Origin of the sequence: Bartonella sp. W8122, assembly GCF_016102485.1 — a bacterium.
In the GTDB taxonomy this organism is placed as follows: Bacteria; Pseudomonadota; Alphaproteobacteria; order Rhizobiales; family Rhizobiaceae; genus Bartonella; species Bartonella apihabitans.
On record NZ_JACFOO010000001.1, the window covers coordinates 1812434 to 1833526 of the forward strand.

20 protein-coding genes are annotated in these 21093 nt (G+C 46.1%); 7 read left to right on the plus strand and 13 right to left on the minus strand.

Translation table 11 applies throughout. From position 1 onward, the window contains the following. Positions 1-214: 214 nt before the first annotated feature. Complete coding sequence (locus H3S83_RS07920; protein WP_077971724.1) at positions 215-859, minus strand: hypothetical protein; 645 nt, start codon at positions 857-859, stop codon at positions 215-217. Positions 860-1499: 640 nt separating this feature from the next. Here H3S83_RS07920 and grxB point away from each other — a divergent pair. The 4 genes from grxB to H3S83_RS07940 all read left to right on the plus strand — a co-directional run bounded on the left by grxB (position 1500) and on the right by H3S83_RS07940 (position 5430). After that, positions 1500-2150: a glutaredoxin 2 gene (gene grxB / locus H3S83_RS07925; protein ID WP_198239368.1), complete on the plus strand. Its 651-nt coding sequence runs from the start codon at positions 1500-1502 to the stop codon at positions 2148-2150. A gap of 21 nt (positions 2151-2171) precedes the next feature. Further along, entirely contained in the window at positions 2172-2522 is a 351-nt protein-coding gene (locus H3S83_RS07930) for a DMT family protein (protein WP_077971728.1), read from the plus strand. A gap of 80 nt (positions 2523-2602) precedes the next feature. After that, positions 2603-3814: an NADP-dependent isocitrate dehydrogenase gene (locus H3S83_RS07935; RefSeq protein ID WP_077973559.1), complete on the plus strand. Its 1212-nt coding sequence runs from the start codon at positions 2603-2605 to the stop codon at positions 3812-3814. A 158-nt stretch (positions 3815-3972) separates the two neighbouring features. Beyond that, the gene (locus H3S83_RS07940; protein WP_198239369.1) at positions 3973-5430 is read left to right on the plus strand and encodes an MFS transporter; all 1458 of its coding nucleotides are present in this window, start codon (positions 3973-3975) and stop codon (positions 5428-5430) included. On the opposite strand, the gene cbiB is transcribed toward H3S83_RS07940, so the two are convergent. From cbiB to cobA, 4 genes are all read right to left on the minus strand, one after another. Beyond that, a complete protein-coding gene (gene cbiB, locus H3S83_RS07945; protein ID WP_198233051.1) occupies positions 5389-6366 on the minus strand; it encodes an adenosylcobinamide-phosphate synthase CbiB in 978 nt (325 codons plus the stop codon). The genes H3S83_RS07940 and cbiB overlap by 42 nt on opposite strands. 5 nt (positions 6367-6371) lie before the next feature. After that, positions 6372-7595, minus strand: a complete 1224-nt coding sequence (locus H3S83_RS07950) for an MFS transporter (protein ID WP_077971732.1) — start codon at positions 7593-7595, stop codon at positions 6372-6374. Positions 7596-7824: 229 nt separating this feature from the next. Beyond that, complete coding sequence (locus H3S83_RS07955) at positions 7825-9123, minus strand: cobyrinate a,c-diamide synthase (protein WP_198239370.1); 1299 nt, start codon at positions 9121-9123, stop codon at positions 7825-7827. After that, positions 9120-9929 (minus strand): uroporphyrinogen-III C-methyltransferase, encoded by an 810-nt coding sequence (cobA, locus tag H3S83_RS07960; protein ID WP_198239371.1) that lies wholly within the window; start codon positions 9927-9929, stop codon positions 9120-9122. The genes H3S83_RS07955 and cobA overlap by 4 nt, the downstream gene beginning before the upstream one ends. A 117-nt stretch (positions 9930-10046) precedes the next feature. Here cobA and H3S83_RS07965 point away from each other — a divergent pair, with 117 nt between their 5' ends. Both H3S83_RS07965 and H3S83_RS07970 read left to right on the plus strand, forming a co-directional pair. Next, positions 10047-11150: a cobalt-precorrin-5B (C(1))-methyltransferase gene (locus tag H3S83_RS07965; protein WP_198239372.1), complete on the plus strand. Its 1104-nt coding sequence runs from the start codon at positions 10047-10049 to the stop codon at positions 11148-11150. Then, positions 11137-11916 (plus strand): cobalt-precorrin-6A reductase, encoded by a 780-nt coding sequence (locus H3S83_RS07970; protein ID WP_198239373.1) that lies wholly within the window; start codon positions 11137-11139, stop codon positions 11914-11916. The genes H3S83_RS07965 and H3S83_RS07970 overlap by 14 nt, the downstream gene beginning before the upstream one ends. On the opposite strand, the gene cobM is transcribed toward H3S83_RS07970, so the two are convergent. Genes cobM through H3S83_RS07985 form a run of 3 tightly spaced genes read right to left on the minus strand, consistent with a single transcriptional unit; the run spans position 11849 to position 13451 of the window. Beyond that, positions 11849-12616, minus strand: a complete 768-nt coding sequence (cobM, locus tag H3S83_RS07975; RefSeq protein ID WP_198239374.1) for a precorrin-4 C(11)-methyltransferase — start codon at positions 12614-12616, stop codon at positions 11849-11851. The two genes, H3S83_RS07970 and cobM, sit on opposite strands and share 68 nt — an antisense overlap. Then, positions 12613-12999 carry a cobalamin biosynthesis protein gene (locus tag H3S83_RS07980; RefSeq protein ID WP_198239375.1) on the minus strand — a complete coding sequence of 129 codons (387 nt, stop codon included), beginning with the start codon at positions 12997-12999 and terminating at the stop codon, positions 12613-12615. Before H3S83_RS07980 ends, cobM begins: the two co-directional genes overlap by 4 nt. Positions 13000-13013: 14 nt before the next feature. Continuing rightward, positions 13014-13451 (minus strand): TerB family tellurite resistance protein, encoded by a 438-nt coding sequence (locus H3S83_RS07985; RefSeq protein WP_198239376.1) that lies wholly within the window; start codon positions 13449-13451, stop codon positions 13014-13016. A gap of 159 nt (positions 13452-13610) precedes the next feature. Between H3S83_RS07985 and H3S83_RS07990 the strand changes: the two genes are divergently transcribed. Next, a complete protein-coding gene (locus H3S83_RS07990; protein ID WP_198239377.1) occupies positions 13611-14399 on the plus strand; it encodes a TSUP family transporter in 789 nt (262 codons plus the stop codon). A 102-nt stretch (positions 14400-14501) separates the two neighbouring features. Here the strand turns inward: H3S83_RS07990 and H3S83_RS07995 are convergent, their stop codons facing one another. From H3S83_RS07995 to cobU, 5 genes are read right to left on the minus strand one after another with little or no spacing between them, the layout of a single operon-like run. After that, complete coding sequence (locus H3S83_RS07995) at positions 14502-14930, minus strand: EamA family transporter (RefSeq protein WP_077971747.1); 429 nt, start codon at positions 14928-14930, stop codon at positions 14502-14504. Further along, complete coding sequence (gene cobO / locus H3S83_RS08000; RefSeq protein WP_198239378.1) at positions 14930-15556, minus strand: cob(I)yrinic acid a,c-diamide adenosyltransferase; 627 nt, start codon at positions 15554-15556, stop codon at positions 14930-14932. Before cobO ends, H3S83_RS07995 begins: the two co-directional genes overlap by 1 nt. Beyond that, complete coding sequence (cobN, locus tag H3S83_RS08005; RefSeq protein ID WP_198239379.1) at positions 15535-19284, minus strand: cobaltochelatase subunit CobN; 3750 nt, start codon at positions 19282-19284, stop codon at positions 15535-15537. Before cobN ends, cobO begins: the two co-directional genes overlap by 22 nt. After that, positions 19284-20351, minus strand: a complete 1068-nt coding sequence (gene cobW, locus H3S83_RS08010) for a cobalamin biosynthesis protein CobW (protein ID WP_077971754.1) — start codon at positions 20349-20351, stop codon at positions 19284-19286. Before cobW ends, cobN begins: the two co-directional genes overlap by 1 nt. A gap of 5 nt (positions 20352-20356) precedes the next feature. Further along, positions 20357-20869, minus strand: coding sequence for a bifunctional adenosylcobinamide kinase/adenosylcobinamide-phosphate guanylyltransferase (gene cobU / locus H3S83_RS08015; protein WP_198239380.1), 513 nt, complete (start codon positions 20867-20869; stop codon positions 20357-20359). Positions 20870-21093: the final 224 nt, after the last annotated feature.

Consider the following 21093-nt stretch of genomic DNA (forward strand, 5'->3'; position numbering starts at 1 on the left):
TTTCAAGCCTCTGTCGGCAGATAAAAACAACTTTTATACAGTTTTAAAAAAAAGATTTTTGAATGATATACGGAAATACAATATTATAAAAATGCCTGATAGTTAGTCCATATTGCGAAAAATAAAAGTAAAGCTACAAAAATAAACATATAAAAAAACGGTTCAATATACATTTTATATTGAACCGTTATACAAATATAATAGTATATTTCTGTTAATAGACAACAGCAAAATGAATTGATCCGATAGCGCCTGCAAAAATTTGCTTGCCATCCTGTGCAACTTGTTGCACTGCCTTTTGGTCAATTGCATTGCGATCCCACATTGTTCCGCCAATGCTCCCCTGCTTCCAGTCAACCGGTTTACCAAGAAGATTTTCGGCATCCTTCTGGTTATAGATCTTTGCAGTGTCATTTTGCAGGGCTTTGAACAAAGCATCATCACCTTTTGTAAGGCCACCAAGCTGGGCGGTCGATTTAACAAGGTCTTTCAGCTTATCGTCACTGATTTGAGGAGGTGTAAACACCTGAAAATTGCCCGTTGGAACACCTTCGAACCCGGCATATTTAGCCGCATCGGCATCCTTCAAAGTGCCGGTAAAATATTGCGGATTTGTCATGTTCAAATTGACTTGTTGATTGATAATGCCGGATGCATTAATACCTTTTTCAACAAGTTCCTGAATACGCGATAACGCGTCGGAAATACGTGGCGACATCACATTACGATCATCGACACGCACGGTCTGTGTCGCATTCTTTTCCTGAACAATTTCCTGAATATTCTGGGCAGCCCGCAACCCCGGAACATCAAAACCATGATTGACCAAGTTCAAGTCGGTTGATGTGATTGATACCATTTTCGCCTCCGGTGTAATGCCAATTCAGTCCAGCATTATTCTTTGTTAATAATATAGTTCAATTAACTGAAATATGCAAATAAACCGACAAAAGCTATGAACCCGGATTAATTGCAAAGATAACACGCCTATCAAAAAAATGTTTTATTGGTCGAGGCAATTCCAACTGAACGAAGTTAGACAAAAACAACAGTTTAGAGAGGCGGTCTCATAACGCACAGGTTTAAACCGATCTGTTAAATGTAAGGAATTTCTACGCAATACATTCTTTGTATGAAATCCACGTCTTATAGTTTTCTATAAACGGATCATAGTAAGCTCACCATGTTTGCCATTTTTGAAAACAAGGATTTCCTACTATCCTAAACCATTGACGCGATTGGCGAACGACCAGCCGTGATCATAATCGGCTCGGATTGTTGCATTGACGGGAGTGTTGCATTGACGAGAGTATTAAATTGACCGGAGTATTACATTAATGCGAAATCAGGCGCGTTATCCCGAAATCAAATCGCTCCTCTTCAATTTTACTTTTCTTTCCTAATCGGTCGTTTTGAGCTAAGGTTGGAGAAGATAACTTCAGTCCTGCAATGCTGCCCATATCACTGAGCGAACTCCTAGAGATGTAAGGAATTATTCGATGAAACTTTATTATTACGACCATTGCCCATTCTGTGTCCGTGCCAAGATGATGGCCGGATATAAACAGGTTCCTGTTGAATATATTGTTTTACTGAATGATGATTCTGAAACATGTATGCGACTTGTTCACAAAAAACAGGTTCCTATTCTGGAATTCGACGATGGTTCAGCTATGGTGGAAAGCTTGGACATTGCGCATAAATTTGATGAAATTGGCGAAAAAAGTCGGGTTGTTTCTCCGTCAACAGACATACAAAAGAAAGTCACTGACGAGCTTTCCGAGGTCTCTTCGGATATTAATGCATTGCTTTTCCCGCGAAATGTAAAAGCGTCTCTTCCGGAATTTGCTACAAAATCAGCCATTGAATATTTTCAAGGCAAAAAAGAAAAAAACCTTGGCAAATCATTTGATCAGGCGATGGCTGAAACAGCCGAACATAAAAAGAAGGTCGAAGACAAACTCGCAACTTTGTCTTTTCATCCGGATAATACCAATGAAAACTTGAGCTGGGACGATGTCATGATCTTTCCCACATTACGCAATTTGACAATTGTGAAAGATATCAAAATGCCACAACGACTTCAGGATTATGTCAAACATATTTCTGCTCTGACCGGCATACAGCTTTATTACGATCGCGCTTTATAAACTTTTTTTAATTTACGACAAATGCAAATTTTACCCTATATCGCGCCTATCGGCTTGTTGTTGTTATCAAATGTTTTCATGACCTTTGCCTGGTATGGGCATTTGAAATTCACCAACAAACCGTTAATGATCGTCATTATTGCAAGTTGGGGAATTGCATTTTTTGAATATTGCCTTGCAGTTCCGGCAAACCGATTGGGACACACTGTGTATAGTGCGGCCCAACTCAAAACGATTCAGGAAGTGATCACGCTTCTGATATTTTCCGGTTTTTCCATTCTTTATCTTGGCGAAAAACTGACGATAAACCATTTTGTCGGCTTTGCGCTTATTGTAAGCGGCGCCTACTTCATCTTCAAAGGTCCGTTATAATCTCGGTTTAGGGCTTTCCAGTTCGTGTTTGCGAATGTTATAACGGCAAAAATACCAAAATTATGGAAGAGGATTATCATATGGCAAAGATCAAGGTCGCAAATCCCGTCGTCGAACTCGACGGCGATGAGATGACACGCATTATTTGGCAATATATCAAGGAAAAATTGATCCATCCCTATCTCGATGTAGATCTGAAATATTATGATCTTTCGATAGAAAATCGTGATGCGACCAACGATCAGGTAACAACCGACGCTGCAAATGCCATCAAGAAATATGGTGTTGGCGTTAAATGCGCGACAATCACACCCGACGAAGCGCGCGTTAAAGAGTTCAACCTGAAAAAAATGTGGAAGTCGCCGAATGGTACAATCCGTAACATTCTTGGCGGCGTTATTTTCCGTGAGCCAATTATTTGCAAAAACGTTCCGCGACTCGTTCCGCACTGGACAAAGCCGATCATTATCGGTCGTCATGCTTTTGGTGACCAATATAAAGCAACAGATTTCAAATTCCCCGGTAAAGGCAAGCTGACAATCAAATTTGTCGGTGAAGACGGAACCGTTATTGAACATGACGTTTATGATGCACCGGGGGCCGGCGTTGCATTGGCCATGTATAACCTTGATGCATCAATCCGCGATTTTGCCCGTGCATCGTTCAATTATGGTTTGCAACGCAAAGTTCCGGTCTATCTTTCCACAAAGAATACCATTTTGAAGGCTTATGATGGCCGTTTCAAAGATATCTTTCAGGAAGTTTTCGATAAAGAATTCAAGTCTGAATTCGATAAATACCATCTCACTTACGAGCACCGTCTGATCGACGATATGGTTGCCTCGTCACTTAAATGGTCCGGTGGTTATGTCTGGGCATGTAAGAACTATGATGGTGATGTCCAATCCGATACAGTGGCTCAGGGTTTCGGCTCTTTGGGGCTCATGACATCGGTTCTCATGACACCGGATGGCAAAACAGTTGAAGCCGAAGCTGCACATGGAACAGTAACCCGCCACTATCGCCAATATCAGCGCGGTGAAGAAACATCGACCAACTCGATTGCTTCAATTTTCGCATGGACACGCGGTTTGGCACACCGTGCAAAGCTCGACAACAATGACCAGTTGAAGCACTTTGCCGATACACTTGAAAAAGTGTGTGTCGACACGGTTGAATCCGGTTTCATGACCAAAGATCTTGCCTTGCTTATCGGACCGAACCAGAAATGGCTTTCAACAACAGGTTTCCTTGACAAGATTGCAGAAAATCTTGCCAAAGCACTTGCTTGAACGTTTCAAATTTGAAAAGCCGAAAGCCCCGTTTCAAACGGGGCTTTTTGTTTTGGCGGGAACAAAAATCTTCGATCAAAGTTTCGTTTCTTGGCTCCACGGTCTTATGACGTTATTTAGAAGACCGACACTGATTCTAAAAATACATAGGGATAACAATGAATGAACAAGGCTGGTCAACACTTCTTTCAGGTAGAAATGGTGTCCGCTCTGTAACACTTGCAGGCGGGGTTGCTCTGCATGCGGTCAATGTCTATATTGTTGTCACTATTCTCCCTTCCCTTGTTGCCGATATTCACGGTGAACAATATTATTCGTGGGCAGCAACAATTTTTGTGACAGCATCGCTTATCGGTGCGTCGCTCGCAGCAAAATTGCTAGCCCGTTTCGGGCCTAAAACAGCTTACGTTCTTTCTGCTCTCCTGTTTGCAGTTGGCACCCTTATCTGTAGTGTCGCTCCGACTATGGCGGCGTTCCTGTTTGGTCGGCTCATTCAAGGTTTCGGCGGCGGATTTTTGTTGTCACTGTCCTATTCCATGGTCAGAATTGTATTCGACCCTGCCTTATGGCCACGTGCCATGGGGCTCATTTCCGGCATGTGGGGCATTTCAACATTACTTGGCCCCGCTATTGGCGGCATTTTTGCCGAATACAGCACTTGGCGTGCTTCATTCTGGACGGTTGGTATTCTGGCACTTTTATTTTCCGGCGTTGCACTTAAAGTTTTGCCTGCCTCGGCAAAACTTAAGAATGCTTCGGAACGGCTTCCTGTTATCCAACTTGCTGTTTTGACCGTTATGGTTCTTGCCATTTCCGCAAGCAGTGCGGTTGCCGACAACAACATTAAAATTGCCGGTATTATTATCGGTGCTATCCTGCTTTTCATTCTTGGGATTATCGATAATCATTCTGAAAACAAAATGCTTCCCGAAGGTTCATTTTCTATTCAATCGATATTCCTGCCGCTTTACGGCCTGATGGTTATTATTTCGGTCGCTGTAAACGGTGCGGAGCTTTATCTTCCCCTGTTTCTTCAGGAACTTCACGGGCGTGGACCACTTGTTGCAGGCTATATTGCCGCGCTTATGAGCATCGGCTGGACTTGTGGTTCATTGCCAAGTGCCGGAGCCGCTCCAAAAATTGTGCGCAAAATCATCATTCTCGCGCCCGTGATTGATATGCTCGGAATGGTAACATTGTTTTATTTCATCCCCTCCGAAATGCAATCATCGGGATTTCTGATTTCGATTTGTATTGCCCTTTTTCTGATCGGTGTCGGGGCTGGAACATCGTGGCCGCATTTGCTTACCCGCGTATTACAATGTGCTTCCGATAAAGACGCCACGCGTGCCAGTGCATCTCTCACAACAATCCAATTGTTTTCAACAGCTTTAAGCGCAGCACTCGCCGGAAGCATTACCAATCTTGCCGGATTATTTGATCCGGGTGGTGTCAGCGGTATGATTGCGGCTTCCAAAGTGCTGTTTATCTTTCTGATTATTATATTGCTACTTGCTGTACCGCTCGCCTTTATTATTTCGCGCGATATGCTCAACCGTCCCGATGGAAAACATTCAAACAACCAAAGCGATCAGAAACAGCACCAGAATAATTAAAAATAACACATCCATCAAACGCTTGAAGAGCCGGATAGCACGATAAATATCGGCGGGACCGGCCATTTTCCCGCTATCATTCTGGAAAGGTTCATCAACGGCTTTGCCTGAATAGATTCTCGGTCCCAAAAGCTTGACATCAAGGGCGCCTGCAAAGGCGCATTCGGGAAAACCGGCATTGGGCGAATGATGGTGCCTCGCATCTTTTTTCACCACTTCGAGTGCTTTTGCTGCAGCTTTCCAATTGATAAAAAGTCCGGATGTCAGAATAACGATAAACGCTGTCAATCTTGCCGGTATAAAATTGACAACATCGTCAAGTCGTGCCGAAGCCCAGCCGAAATCCTTGAAGCGCTCATTCTTATAGCCGATCATCGAGTCGGCAGTGTTCACCAATTTATAACAAAAAAGGCCGGGAAGACCGAGAACAAGATACCAGAATACAGGTGCCACAACGCCATCAGAGCTATTTTCGGCGAGGCTTTCGATAGCTGCACGGCAAACCGCACTTTCATCCAGATTTTTTGTTTCCCGCCCGACGATGAGCGAAACAGCATCTCTCGCTTCAACAAGCGAACCTTGTTTGAACGCTTTTTCCACTTTACCAACGTGATCAACCAGGCTTTTTTGAGCAATAAATATGGAGGCAACCAGCGCCTCAATGACTATCCCTGCGAACCCCAATCCGAACAAAAATTTATGAATAAAAAGGCCAACAAAAAAGCTTGCGGTTAACAAGACGAGAAGAGCATCGAGGCCACACCATTTCCTGAGACGGGGCGACATCGACTTTCTGTTATATCTTGTTTCAAACCACTTTATCCCTGCCCCGAAAGCCGCTACCGGATGAGGGAGCTTGCGCCATATCCAGTCGGGGTCGCCGATTGAACGATCAATCAGGAGCGCCAATAAAAGGATAAAACAGAGACGCTCCACCGGTGTCACACCTGTTTTTGTGCTTTGGCCTGATCACGCTTATCGACGTACCACGATGCTGCAAAGATCAACACACCGCAAAATGTAAGACACCCGCCCAAAATCGCCGTATCCTGATAACCGAAGCCTAGGCGCAAAATTTCTGCACCCGATTCAGCACCCAAAGCATTGGCAACATTGTAGGCCGATTGCATCAGTGCTCCGGCGAGTGTCTGGGCGTTGGCTGCAACATCCATCACGCGCGCCTGAACTGACGGCATACTGGCAAAAGATGTACCAATCAAAAAACAACCGATCGCAGCCGTAATGCCGGAGTGACAGAGGAAGAAAAACAGAAAGAATGTAATTGTACTCCAAAGCATTGCATAAAATATCATCTTCATCGGACCAATTTTCACCGCTATTTTTGGTCCGAAGATGTTTCCTGTTACCATGCCAAGGCCGATAAGCGGCATGATAAACGGTACCCAGGCAATTGAAACACCGGAAACGACAGTCAAAGTCGATTTGATGTAGCTGAATACAGTAAAGAGACCTGCTGTGCCAATGGCTACCATTGCCAGCATGAACCAGACCTGCTTTTCTTTTAAAGCGCTAAGTTCGGTAAGCGGACTTGTACCCAATGCCGTTGGCAAACTGGGCAAAAACAAAAATACCAAAATAGCACAAAGAGCACCGATGCTGCCGACCAGCACAAAAGCCATTTGCCAACCAAGTTGCTGACCGAGCCAGGTTGCAAAAGGTGCGCCAACAACAGTCGCAATTGTAAGCCCCAGCATCACCGCACCGATCGCCTTGGGACGATTTTTCATCTCCACCATGGAAGAAGCGGCAATAGAGGCAACACCGAAATAGATGCCGTGCGGCAAACCGCTCATGAACCGTAAGCCAACCAGCGCGTGAAAGCTCGTCACACAGGCACTCGCAATATTGGCAAAAGCATAAAACAGCATCAGAGCAATCAGAACATATTTCCGCGGAAATTTTGCAGTTGCTACAGCCAGAACCGGTGCACCAACAACAACCCCCATTGCATAGGCCGAAATATATTGGCCGGCGGTCGGTATATCGACTCCCGAACTTTTGGCCATTTCCGGTTGCAGCCCCATTGAAACAAATTCTGATGTACCGATTGCGAAGGCGCCGACAGCAAGAGCAAGTATGCTGATACGGCGTGTTCTTGCGTTAACCGCGGAAGCAACATTGAGCTTATCAATTTCATATTTCATAATTAACGGACGAATCCCTGAATGCGGTAGTTTTTCAATTATCCGGTTTTGCCATTTCACATCATATTAGTGCAAGAAAATATCTTCCAATTTCAATATGTTCACGGCAGTTTGTATTGAAGTCTTTTGCTTTAACTGCTCTTCCGATAGAAAACTGAATAGCTTACCTTTTAGCGAAATTGCAATAAATGCATGTAGTTTTAACTGCATCCACAATTTCCGATTTTTTTCAACCTTCAATATCTATCAAATGAATAAACGAGCCGGCAACATTGTTTATTCTCATTCCCCTTGTACCTAAAGAATTGTCGAGCGCGTCATAGGCTTTAAAAAGCGGTGTAACAACTTTTTCATCGACAATGGAGGCATAATGGAATTCGTGACCTCGAAAGCGGGTTTTTCCGAAAAACTTTCCTTCCGGAACCAGACGGCGATAGCCTAAATGCAGTTTCTTCTGTTTGAAGCTGGTATTCAATGGCAAAAGACCAAGCATCAGGTGTTTAACCCCTTCGCTATCTTCCAATGTTTCCCCCAAGGTCATATAACCACCGCATTCGCCATAAATGGTTTTTCCGGCTTTTGCCATATCAACCATGGCTTTTTTGAATTTATCCGCTGCCGCCAGTTTTCCGGCAAAAAGCTCCGGATAGCCACCACATAAATAAATGCTGTCACACTCTTTATCCGGCGCCTCATTCGCCAAAGGCGAAAAGAATGTGATTTCGGCACCGGCTTTTCTCCAACCATCAAGCAGGTGTGGATAAGAAAAACGGAAAGCATCATCACGGCTCACCGCAATACGCTGTCCAAGTGGCGGAATATGATCAATCGTAGCACTAGTAACTTTCACCCGATTTGAAGTCGATAATGTGATCATCGCCTCGAGATCAACGCTTGCCTTAATGATTTCTGCTGCTTTTCCGATAAAGTGATAAAGATCGGTTCTTTCCGAAGCTTGAACCAAACCCAAATGACGTGAGGGGAGTGTCAGCGCTTCATTCCTGTAGACCGCACCAACCACCGGAATATCAAGCGGTCGCAAGGCCGCACGAAGCATAGCTTCATGTCGGGGACTTCCAATTTTATTCAGAATAATTCCGGCAAAGCGCAATTCCGGCATAAACTCGGCAAAGCCTTTGACAAGTGCCGCAACCGAATGTGATTGGCTTGTCACATCGACAACAAAAAATACCGGCAAATCCAACAATCGGGCAAGTTCGGCAGACGACCCCTTGCCGTTAATGGCGCCATCATAAAGCCCCATCATACCTTCGACCACAAAAAACTTCTGCTCCGAAGTGTCGGTAAAATTGATATTTCTTATGAGCGCGTCGCGCATTGCCCAACAATCGAGATTGTAACTATCCTCGCCTGTTGCCGCTTTATGAAACGCGGGATCAATAAAGTCGGGACCTGCTTTTCGCGGCGCCACGGCGACCCCCACTTCTTTCAAAGCGCGCATCAATGCCAGAGTGATAACAGTTTTACCGGCTCCCGAATTGGCAGCGCTCACCATAAAGCCATTCATAATGATCTGTTATCCAATTCGTCTGTAACAATATTTGGAGCAAGTTTTTCGGAAAGAGAAACAACTTTACCCACGACAACAATTGTCGGCGGTTCGATATTATGCTCTTTGATTGTTTGTTTTATATGGCCGAGTTCGGTTTTATAAATCCGCTGATTGTAGGTGGTCGCATGCGTGATAAACATAACCGGCTCGTCACTTTTGCGCCCGCCTTTCATAAGGTCATCGGCAATTTCATCAATATGTTTCATCGCCATATAAAACACAAGAACCGGTGCAGCGCGCGAAATTGCTTTCCAGTCAAAAGATTTGGGCACTGTTCCGTCAGCATCATGACCGGTTAAAAACAATACACTATGATTGACCGAACGATGCGTTACCGGAACACCTGCATAGGCAGGCCCTGCTATTCCTGCTGTTATTCCGGGAAAAACGCGAAAGGGAATATGCGCCTCTATCAAGGCAAGCGCTTCTTCACCACCACGCCCGAAAACAAAAGGATCGCCGCCTTTCAAACGCAAAACCCGCTTGCCTTCTCTGGCAAGGCAAATCATGCGGTCGGTAATTTCTTGCTGTTTAAGAGAAGGCTTACCACCACGTTTTCCGGCAAATTCTAAAATTGCGCCTTGTTTTGCAAGCTTGAGGCACGAATGATCGACCAGCGCATCATAAAGGATGTGGTCTGCCTGTTTGAGTGCATTGACACAATGGAGTGTGAGAAGTCCGGGATCACCCGGCCCAGCGCCCACCAACCACACATGCCCCGCAATGAACTGTGGCAATTCGAATGGCAAATCTGCCGTCATTTCGGGTCCTTTTGATGGTAAAATCTATAGAAATCAAGAATCAATGCATTATATGTGTTATCTATTGTGCAGTTTCCAACCACTGTAAACGTTTAATTTTCAAGAAATATTGTCAAAATGGCAGATCTGCAAAGCACATTGAAACGCAAACCGGAAAGTCCCCTTCGCTTGGGCTGGACAACAGGCGCCTGCGCTACCGCTGCAACCAAGGCAGCGCTCACTGCTCTCATAACCGGTGCTTTTCCCGATCCCGTGGAGATAAGATTGCCAAGGGGGCAAATGCCGCAATTTGCGCTTTCTCTCAAAAGTCTTGGAGAAAATCAGGCGACAGCAGGAATTATCAAAGATGCAGGTGATGATCCCGATGTGACAGACAAGGCGACCATTATTGCCACTCTCACCCCTGCCCGTCCAAACAGTGGAATTATATTCAAAGCAGGAAAAGGTGTTGGAACTGTTACAAGACCGGGTTTGCCGCTTGATGTCGGGGAAGCGGCCATCAACCCCGTTCCGCGCCGGATGATGAGCGAGGTTTGCAAGGAAATTTGTGACAAATATTCTTTTCCGCAAGATCTGGTCATTACAATTTCAGTGCCGGATGGCGAAAATATCGCGCTCAAAACATGGAATCCGCGCCTTGGTATTCTGGGCGGCATTTCCATTCTCGGCACTACCGGTATTGTTCATCCGTTCTCGTGCTCGGCATGGATTCATTCTATTCATAGCGGTATTGATGTTGCACGTGCGGAAGGGGCAAGCCATGTTCTAGGTGCAACCGGCGCAACTTCGGAAGATGCCGCACAGGCAATCTACCATCTTCCCGACTATGCCATATTGGATATGAGAGACTTTGTCGGTGCCGTGTTAAAATATTTGCGTCACCACCCGATTGATAAACTGACAATTGCAGGTGGTTTTGCAAAACTCACAAAACTCGCGCAAGGCGAAATGGACCTTCATTCTTCCCGCTCCCAAGTCGACAAGACATATTTGTGGACTATCGCAAAGAATGCCGGCTTGAACCAATCTTTCAAGCAATTCATCGAAAATGCGAACACTGCAAAAGAAGTGCTTGATGTTGCTACAAAAGAAGGAATTGATATTGCTACCCCTATTGCGCTTCAGGCAAAACATATTGCTGAAGAAACATTAAGGGATGCGCCGGTATCGGTCGAAATCATTGTGACCGACAGGAAGGGAAATATTCTTGCGAGAAAGTAGGACAGTTTTATTATTGGGTGGCACCAGCGAAGCCTATGCTCTCGCAGAAAAATTTGCTGAAAAGGACTATCCTGTTCTTTCGTCTCTCGCTGGCCGCACATCGCATCCGAAAATTCCCGCGGGGCGATACCGCATTGGCGGGTTTGGCGGCATTGACGGGCTTATCAATACAATCAAAAAGGAAAATATAGGGCTTATCGTTGACGCAACCCATCCTTTTGCCGAAACTATGACCGATCATGCCTGGCGGGCAGCGCGCGCAGAAAAAATCGACTATATCCGGTTCGAGCGTCCGCTCTGGCAAGCGGGTAAAGAAGACAAGTGGCTGACGGTGAATAATATTGCGGAAGCCGTTACTGCTATTCCTGCAAATAGCCGCTGCTTTCTTGCCATCGGGCGCCAACACGTCAATGAGTTTCTTGTGCGCAAAGATGTTTCATTTGTCGCGCGTATGGTCGAGAAGCCGGAAAATTTTGTTCCCGAAGCCAATATAGAAATTGTGCTTGGTAAACCGGAAAACGAACAAGAAGAATATGACTTTCTCGTCAAACATCATTTTGATTGTCTCGTGTGCAGAAATTCCGGTGGGACTGCCTCTTTTCCCAAGTTGGAGGCTGCGCGCAAACTCGGCCTGCCGGTGATTATGATTACCAGAAGGCCCCTGCCCGATGTCGTCACATTGAACACGGAAAAAGATGTTATCGACGTGGTGCGGACGTTTTGCCAAGCGGACCGTGCGGAAAAGCATAAAGAGACGAACGGCTAAGCTTTTCCGGCCGAAGCGCTTTCCCGACAAAGATGATGGCGGTTTTTTCTATTTTTTCTTGCGCTATCTTTTCATGAATATTGGCAAGCGTGCCTGATATGATTTTTTCGTCCGGCCAGCTTACGTGATAGGCAACAATGACGGGGCAATCGGCCCCGTAAATCGGCAATAATTCTTTCTGGATTGCGGCAATATTTTTTGCCGAAAGATGAATTGCCATTGTCGCTTTTGCTTGTCCGAGATTTGACAATGTCTCAAGTTCCGGCATGGGTGAAGAATTGACTGATGTCCGTGTCAAAATGACAGATTGGTTAAGCTTTGGAAGTGTCAATTCCTGCTTCATGGCTGCTGCTGCCGCCGCATAGGAAGCAACCCCCGGCACCACCTCGTAATTGATCGCAAGCTTGTCGAGCGCTGCCATCTGTTCGGCTATTGCACTATAGATAGAAGGGTCGCCGGAATGGAGCCTTGCAACATCCTTCCTCTCTTTTTCCGCTTTGACAAACTCTTCGACAATCGCATCAAGATCAAGATGACCGGTATTGACGCGCCGTGCTTTATAAGGAATTTCGGCAATCAATTCTTCCGAAAGAAGCGAGCCGGCGTAAAGGCAGACCGGACAACGTTTTATGAGATTAAGCCCACGCACTGTAATGAGATCATATGCCCCCGGACCTGCGCCAATAAAATATACTGTCATTCTTCCTTCTGTCCTGCCACCGCAATGGTAAGCCCACCAATTTTTGTCTTTTCAACGAGCAAAATACCACTTTTACCTGAAGCCGCCAAAGCCGCCGCTTCTGCAACACCGTGACAGCCCGTATGTTGAAAAACAATATCGGAAGGGTTCTTCAGAAAGCAAGTCATTGTCTCCAACTCTTCAGACGAAAATGTAACGAGAGGAACAGCAAAACGTTGCAAAGCGCTTAAAATAAGACCGTTGGATTCTTTACCTTCAAGTGTTGCAAAAGCCGCAATATTCCATTTTTCGAGAGTTTTGAGAGCTTCTTCCATATCGCCCGTCGTGGCAGATGATGAAATGCCTATGCCCACAAAAACCGGCATAGAACTTCTGTTGACCATATCCGGTTTTGCCTTCAAGCGCGTCCTTTGACAGTGTTATAAATCCGTTCCACCTCTTGTGAAGGGACACCGAGAATGGCTGCTATCCGATGAATGAGCGCGACTTCATCCGCATCGACATGATTATCGGCAGCAGCAATTGTCATCAAATTTTCGATAAGTGCAATACGCCGATCCGGCGCCAATTCGCCGAAGAGAGCCGCAGCCTGACCGGTTGTGGTTTCATAGCCGTAATCATAAAGATATTTGATGACATCCGGCAAAGCATCGGGAGATACGCCGAATTGTTGTTCGGCAATTTTTGAAAAAGCAGCGGTTTCGCTTGGCGTATGTTTGCCATCGGCAAAGCCCAAATGAATGAGCAAGAGAAGCTCGGCCGCTGTTGCCGGATTTTCGGCCACTTTACGAACCGAATTATGACGGGAAAAATAATTTGCGATGCTGTCAAACATGCGAAACTCCGCTTCTTGCCACGTTAGAAGAGCTGAACTAAAAGTAGAGCTTGCCAATATTGCACAAAAAACACAAGTGCATGAATGCAACGTTTGACGTTTCTTTATCGAAATTATTCTATTATTCCTTATTCTATTCTGTTCAGGTAATATTCGCCAATGCTGGAATTCCTTTTTGACCCGACTGTTCTGATTTTGATTTTTGCCGGTTTGTTTGCCGGTTTTATAGATTCGATTGCCGGTGGCGGTGGCCTTATCACCATCCCTGCCCTTATGCTTTCAGGCCTTCCGCCTGTCGAAACATTGGGCACAAACAAGTTGCAAGGACTTTTCGGCTCATTTTCTGCAATGGTGGCCTATGCCCGTGGTGGGCATGTCAATATAAGGAAACAAATCCTCCAAGCCACTATGGCCTTTATCGGAAGTGTTATCGGCGCATTGGTTGCGACCCTCATTCCTGTCAAATTATTTCAAGCGTTCCTGCCCGTTCTGCTCATTGTTGTTGCCTGTTATTTTGCATTCAAGCCGAACCTCAACGACATTGATAAACAGGAGCGGATGCAGCCAATCATCTTTTCGCTGACTATGGCGCCACTTGTCGGCTTTTATGATGGCATATTCGGTCCGGGTGCCGGTTCTTTCTATATGCTGGCCTTTGTTTCTTTGTCGGGGTTTGGAATCCTCAAAGCGACAGCCCATACGAAATTGTTGAATTTTTCATCCAATCTCGGCGGTTTTTTAACCTTTGCTGTCATGGGCTCGATCAATGTAAAAATCGGCATTGCTATGGGAATTGCCCAATTCATCGGTGCACAAATGGGTGCGCGCGTTGCCATGAAAACCGGTGCCAAGCTCATAAAACCGCTATTGGTCATTGTATGCGTTATTCTTGCCTATAAACTCTTGGAAGCTCATGACAATCCGCTACGGCAATGGCTGAACCTCTGAGAGTTAAAGCCTGCCCCTCAGGATGCATCGTAGAGCTAAAAAGAAAAACCGGTTTGCATAAACCTGCTGAACCGGTTTTAAAGGCAGAACAATTATGCTCTTCTAAAATTTTAATGCCAGCAAAATAACGCCTGCGCCGATCAGCACGACGCCGGTCCAATTGATGGCTGTCAGTTTTTCACCAAGAAAAGTAACGCCGAAAATGGCAACAAAAATAACCGACAATTTGTCTATCGGGGCAACATGGGAAGCATCTCCCAATTGCAGAGCGCGAAAATAGGCAAGCCATGAAGCACCCGTGGCAAGCCCTGATAAAACAAGGAAAACCCATGATTTTGCCGGAATAGCTCCCGGACGTTGCCATTGTCCGGTAATGCTTAAAAAGAGACACAATGCGGCGATGATAACGATTGTTCTTATCAAAGTGGCAAAATCGGAATTAATACCGCTTATACCTACTTTTGCAAAAATCGCTGTTAAAGCCGCAAAAATTGCTGAAAGAAATGCCCAGAACTGCCAGGTTGCGGTCATCAGAATTCTATCCCCTTCTGTCCTTTTATGCCGGAACGGAACGGGTGTTTGACCAATTCCATTTCTGTCACCAGATCGGCAGCCTCAATCAATTCATTTCGTGCATTGCGACCGGTAATGATAACATGCTTCATGAAAGGTCGCTTCGATAATACATCAAGCACTTCTTCCAAAGGTAAATAATCATAGCGCAATACGATATTCAACTCGTCACAAAGCACCATATCCGTGGTGTCGTCGAGGATCATATCCTTGGCAATGTTCCATGCTTTTCGCGCTTCGGCAATGTCTTTTTCACGATCCTGCGTTTCCCATGTAAAGCCTTCACCATGGGCATAAACGCGCACCTGATCGCCAAATTTTTCAAGTGCGATACGCTCGCCGGTTTGGCGTAATCCCTTGACAAACTGCACAACGCCAACCCTCATATTCTGGCCGAGAGCACGAAAAACCATACCGAAAGCAGCCGTTGTCTTGCCTTTGCCCTTGCCCGTATGAACAATGAGAAGACCTTTTTCTTTGGTTTTACCGGCTTCTATTTTTTTGCGCGCAGCCTCTTTCTTTTTCATTTTTTCGGCATGACGGGCATTTAATTCCGCTTCCGTCAGCTTTTCCTTGGCGTCCATCTTATCGAGCCTTTCTGTAGTTCTTCCAGTTCAAACAAAGCAGAATTGGAGCGCGGTTTCCATAACTCTCTCCGGATTGCCTGTTCAAGTTTATGTGCCATTTCTCTTAAAGCTGCAGGATTGTTTCCGATTAAAAAATTCCGCACAGTCTCGTCGTCGATATAGGCATTATAAATCGCTTCGAATTGTTCGTTGGATACGGCATTTGTTGTAGCCGAAAAAGCAAAGAGATAATCAACCGTTGCAGCCATTTCGACCGCACCTTTAAAGCCGTGTTGCATAACCCCTTTTATCCATTTGGGATTAACAGCCCGCCCGCGGAGTGTCCGCCCGATTTCTTCCTGCAATGTTTTTATCATTGGCCGTTCGGGGCGCGACATATCATTGTGATAGACTTTCGGAAAAGCCCCCTGCTTATCAGCAACCGCCGAAGCCATGCCCCCTTCAAAGGCATAATATTCACCGGAATCGAGAAGATCATGTTCGCGATTATCCTGATTTTGGACAACCGCATTGATATGATGAAGCCGGTTTTCAAGCATATTTTGGGCAGCCACCCCGTCTTCCTTACCGTAAGCAAAAGAAGAATGGGCAATCCACGCTTTGCCAAGATCGTTACGGTCATTCCATTCGCCCTTGTCGAGAAGCTCCTGAACGCCTGTTCCATAGACACCCGGTCGAGCGCCGAAAACACGAAAACCGGCTTCTCTTTCTGCCTCTTTTGCGGTTTTTCCGGCGGCCGTCAGCGTTTTTACGTCTTTCAAATAATGCGCATGGAGCGGATTATCCTCTTCCTCCTCGTCAAGCGAGGCAACGAGACGCACCGCCTGATCGAACAAGGCTATCTGTTCGGGAAATGCATCGCGGAAGAAGCCGGAAATCCTTAATGTCACGTCAACACGTGGCCGCCCGAGAATTGCTACAGGAATAACTTCGACACCGGTCACACGGCGGGATGCCGCATCCCACAAAGGTTTGACGCCGATAAGTGCCAGAGCCTGCGCAATATCGTCGCCACCGGTACGCATATTGGCGGTTCCCCAAGCGGTAAGGCCGAAAGCCTTCGGCCAATCACCGTGATCCTGCACATAGCGGATAATGAGAAGCTCGGCCGATTTTTTACCCAATTGCCAAGCCGACTGTGTGGGCACTGCCCTTGTATCGACCGAAAAAAAGTTGCGCCCTGTCGGAAATACATCCGGCCGCCCGCGTGTCGGGGCACCGGATGGACCCGGCTCGACAAAATGCCCGTCAAGAGCGGTTAAAAGCCCGTCAATTTCTGCCTTGCCGCAACTTAAAATCAATGGCCGCAATGTTTCTTCAATATTTTTAAGAATTGGCGCTGTTTTCATGAAGTTTTGCGGAAGAGTGATCTTTCCCGACACCAGCGCCAGCGCCAGAAGTTCAATCCGTTCAACCGTGTCACCATTTGTGCGCCATAGGCTGTCGGTCATGCCCTTCAATATTTCAGGCTTTTCACCTTGCCATTTTTCTGAAAAAACACAATCAAGCGGGTCGAAAGCAAGTCCGAGATCATCGGCGATAGCGCGGTGTAAACTGCCGTTTTCCCCCTCGCCGCGAGGCACACGAGCCGTTGCAACAAGGAGATTTTCCAATTGTTCTCCGGAAGGCGCTTTACCAAAAATATGTAGCCCGTCCCTGATTTGCAATTCTTTAAGATCACACAAAAAGGCATCAAGTTTCTCAAGTGCCAGATCATCGCTATCATGGTCTTCAATTCCGGCATCATGATTGAGACCGGTGAGCCGCACCAGATCAAGTATTTCGCCTTTGAGCTTTACGAGACGGCGCGGGTCAACGCCTGAGGCCTCATAATATTCATCAACAAGCCCTTCCAGATCTTTTAACGGGCCATAACTTTCCGCGCGTGTCAAAGGCGGGGTCAGATGGTCAATGATAACGGCAGAAGAGCGTCGTTTTGCCTGTGTCCCTTCACCGGGGTCGTTAACAATAAACGGATAGATATGCGGCATCGGTCCAAGAGCAACTTCAGGATAGCAATGGTTCGAGAGTGCCAAAGCTTTTCCCGGAAGCCATTCAAGATTGCCGTGTTTACCCATATGGATGATGGCATCGGCTTTATAAACAAAACGGAGCCAGAAATAGAATGCGAGATAATGATGGGTGGGAACAATGTCGGGTGCGTGGTAGACTTGCTTTGCATCCATTCCGAATGCGCGTTCCGGCTGTAATCCGACAACCGTTTCCCCCACCATTAAAACCGGCAAGGCCAATCCATTGTCAACCACATAGGCATCGTCTTCCGGCGCACCCCAGCGTGCAGTCACTTCATCTTGAATCTTTTTATCAAGCGATTGAAAGAACTTCTTGTAAAGACTCAAAGAAAGCGCTGTCCGGACTATCCTTCCCTTCACCCCTTCATTGGTTGGACCTTCAATCATCAACCGCATGAGCTCATTGCCATTTTCCGGAATATTTTCTATTTCGTAGCCTTGGTTTTTCATGGCTTTAAGCGTCACAATCATGGCGGCCGGTGTATCAAGCCCGACACCGTGCCCCAAGCGACCATCGCCTCCCGGATAATTGGCCATGACTATGGCAATATGGCGCTCATGTGGCTTCTTATTGCGCAGTCTTACCCAGTTTTTTGTGAGCTCTGCAACAAAATCGACCCTGTCTTTCAAAGGTTTATGGACGACAACATTACATTCTGTCTCGTCATCAAATTCCACTGCCGATTTGAAAGACACAGCGCGAGTGAATACGCGTCCATCAACTTCCGGAAGCGCAACATTCATGGCAAGGTCACGGGCGGTCAAGCCACGACCGTCTTTTTCCCATTGCTCTTTGCTGCTTCCGGCAAAAACCACCTGCAAAACCATTGCGCCGCGCTTTTCGAGCACGGTAGGTTTTCGTCCCGTATGCCCGTTTGAAACCGCAAAGCCTGTTGCATTCAACACAATATCGGGAGAAAGCCGGTCAAAAATTGAATCGACAATTGCGACACTCAATTCATCTTTGAGACTTGAAACAAAAATCGGCAGTGGGATTAAGCCGCGTTTTTGAAGAGCATCAATAAGTGCTTCGACGCTCGCTGTTTGCCCGCTCTGCACCAATGCACGATAAAAACAGATCGCCACAACCGGTTTATGGGTGGCATTGTGACGTTTTACGAGATCATCAACAGTTAACGGCGGGTCATCCGGAGACCAAAGGCCTGCCTTCATCAAGGGGATCGCCTCGACAGGCTTTTCGTGGCGACCCAGCAAATAATCGCAATATTCAAGAAAGGAGCGCATATTTTGCGCGCTCGCTTCAATGAGATAGTGCCAAAGATTGCGGCAATCCTCTTCGGCAACAGTAGAAAATTTTTGCAAATTTTCGTCTACTTTATCGTCACCGGGCAAGACCACCAGTTTGATATTCTTTTCCAGTGCCAGCGAGTGGAGGACTTGCAAGCCATAAGGCCAATAACTTTCGCCGCCTATCACGCGCAACACAATCAATTTCGCATATGACGCGGTTTTTTCGACATAGGTGTCGACCGACATGGGATGTGAAAGCGAAAGCAAATTGACAAGCCTCAGCGAAGACGTTGTTTTCTTCAATGCGGCTTTTGCAACCGAAAGGCTTGCCAATTCGGTGTCAGCCGCCGAAAGAAAAATAACATCGGCCGGCGACTGTCCAAGATCAATCGCTTTGTCCTGTTCGGCTATGGTTCCCTTCTGGGCAAGAAGCAAATGCATCAGACATCAAGCGCTTCAATAGTTTTGCGCACCTTCTCCTCGTCGATCTCGTGAAGGCCGATAACAACAAGATGGCTTTTATGCTCTTCGTTTTTTTGCCAGGGGCGATCAAAATAGGAATCAATCCGCTGACCGACGGCTTGAACAACAAGACGCATCGGCTTTCCAACCACATTGACAAAACCTTTGAGGCGCAAAATATCATTTTCTTCAATGATCGTTTTCAACCGTTCGATCAAAGCCTTCGGATCATGGATTGATGGTGCATTGACGACAAAGCTTTTGAATTCGTCGTGGTTATGGGGAACGCCTTTCGCATGGTTCATTTCATGGTGGGATTTGCGGTTTTCAATATCGCTCTCGGTACCGACGCCAAGCCCCAATATAAGATCGGTTCCGATACTGCCGAAACTCGATGTGACCATTTGGGGAACTCTGTCGCTATGGCTCGAAATGATATTGCGCACATTATCAAGCGTGTCCTCGTCGATAAGGTCGACCTTGTTGAGGACGATAAGATCAGCCGCATGAATTTGGTCTTCAAACAATTCTTCGAGCGGGCTTTCATGGGTGATCGAATTATCTTGGGCCCGTTCGGCATTGATTTTGTCAATATCATCGGCAAACCGGCCTTCGGCCACCGCCGGAGCGTCAATCACGGTAATCACTCCGTCAACGGTCACCTGCGTTTTGATTTCAGGCCAATTGAAGGCTGCAACAAGCGGCTGGGGAAGTGCCAAACCTGATGTTTCGATCACAATATGATCAGGTCTATCCTCGCGCTCGAGAAGTTTGGTCATAGTCGGAATAAATTCTTCGGCAACCGTGCAACAGATGCAGCCATTATTAAGTTCAATGAGATCATCATCATGGCAATTATCAAGGCCGCAACCTTTGAGCAAACCACCATCCACGCCAAGTTCACCGAATTCGTTAATGATGAGAGCAATGCGTTTGCCTTGCGCATTTTCCAATAAATGCCTGATCATTGTGGTTTTTCCGGAACCCAAAAATCCGGTTATGACGGTGGTTGGGATTTTGCTCTGTAAAAATTTTTGTTCCGACATCAAACTTAGCCTTTCAACTTAAGCGGCAGACCAGCCGCAACAAAAAACACCGTTTCTGCTATAGTTGCAATTTTCTGGTTCATGAGACCGGCATAATCACTGAATTCACGCGCAAGCTTGTTGTCCGGCACGATGCCGAGTCCTACCTCGCTCGAAACAAAAACCGTTTCTACTTCAAGCTTTGCAAGACCATCAACAAGCTTTGCTATTTCTGTTTCAACGTTCCTGTGATGCTCCAATAAATTGCCAAGCCAAACGCTGAGACAATCAATAAGGATGATCTTTTGTTCATTATTGTGTTTTTGGATCTCGCCTATAAGATCAATCGGTTCTTCAACATTGATCCAACCCGTCTCTCGGCGTGAGCGATGTATGTCGACCCGTTTTCCCATCTCTTCATTGAAAATTTCTGCCGTTGCGAGATAGACCGGTACTTTATTGGCAGACAACACATAATTTTCGGCAAAAACCGACTTTCCCGAACGCGTACCGCCAAGAATCAATGTTATCTTTGCCAAAAAACTCCTCCATTTACGGAATAGACATTCATCACTTTACAAAGAAAGCTGAAAACCGGCTTCATGCCTCTGATACAGAATCAGAGTTCTTGAATGATGAGAACACAAACCGAAACCGGATTTCTAGCCCATTCTTAAATACAATAATTTGACTGACCGGTTCGAATGAAATGCCCGAATTGGGTCCACTTCCTGAAAGTCCAGTTTATTTTTCGCAAATTCTT

Excerpts from the sequence above, each read along its gene's own strand:
- H3S83_RS07920 (WP_077971724.1), bottom strand. The coding sequence starts at position 859 with ATGGTATCAATCACATCAACCGACTTGAACTTGGTCAATCATGGTTTT.
- grxB (WP_198239368.1), top strand. The coding sequence starts at position 1,500 with ATGAAACTTTATTATTACGACCATTGCCCATTCTGTGTCCGTGCCAAG.
- H3S83_RS07930 (WP_077971728.1), top strand. The coding sequence starts at position 2,172 with ATGCAAATTTTACCCTATATCGCGCCTATCGGCTTGTTGTTGTTATCA.
- H3S83_RS07935 (WP_077973559.1), top strand. The coding sequence starts at position 2,603 with ATGGCAAAGATCAAGGTCGCAAATCCCGTCGTCGAACTCGACGGCGAT.
- H3S83_RS07940 (WP_198239369.1), top strand. The coding sequence starts at position 3,973 with ATGAATGAACAAGGCTGGTCAACACTTCTTTCAGGTAGAAATGGTGTC.
- H3S83_RS07950 (WP_077971732.1), bottom strand. The coding sequence starts at position 7,595 with ATGAAATATGAAATTGATAAGCTCAATGTTGCTTCCGCGGTTAACGCA.
- H3S83_RS07955 (WP_198239370.1), bottom strand. The coding sequence starts at position 9,123 with ATGAATGGCTTTATGGTGAGCGCTGCCAATTCGGGAGCCGGTAAAACT.
- cobA (WP_198239371.1), bottom strand. The coding sequence starts at position 9,929 with ATGACGGCAGATTTGCCATTCGAATTGCCACAGTTCATTGCGGGGCAT.
- H3S83_RS07965 (WP_198239372.1), top strand. The coding sequence starts at position 10,047 with ATGGCAGATCTGCAAAGCACATTGAAACGCAAACCGGAAAGTCCCCTT.
- cobM (WP_198239374.1), bottom strand. The coding sequence starts at position 12,616 with ATGACAGTATATTTTATTGGCGCAGGTCCGGGGGCATATGATCTCATT.
- H3S83_RS07980 (WP_198239375.1), bottom strand. The coding sequence starts at position 12,999 with ATGGTCAACAGAAGTTCTATGCCGGTTTTTGTGGGCATAGGCATTTCA.
- H3S83_RS07985 (WP_198239376.1), bottom strand. The coding sequence starts at position 13,451 with ATGTTTGACAGCATCGCAAATTATTTTTCCCGTCATAATTCGGTTCGT.
- H3S83_RS07990 (WP_198239377.1), top strand. The coding sequence starts at position 13,611 with ATGCTGGAATTCCTTTTTGACCCGACTGTTCTGATTTTGATTTTTGCC.
- H3S83_RS07995 (WP_077971747.1), bottom strand. The coding sequence starts at position 14,930 with ATGACCGCAACCTGGCAGTTCTGGGCATTTCTTTCAGCAATTTTTGCG.
- cobO (WP_198239378.1), bottom strand. The coding sequence starts at position 15,556 with ATGGACGCCAAGGAAAAGCTGACGGAAGCGGAATTAAATGCCCGTCAT.
- cobN (WP_198239379.1), bottom strand. The coding sequence starts at position 19,284 with ATGCATTTGCTTCTTGCCCAGAAGGGAACCATAGCCGAACAGGACAAA.
- cobW (WP_077971754.1), bottom strand. The coding sequence starts at position 20,351 with ATGTCGGAACAAAAATTTTTACAGAGCAAAATCCCAACCACCGTCATA.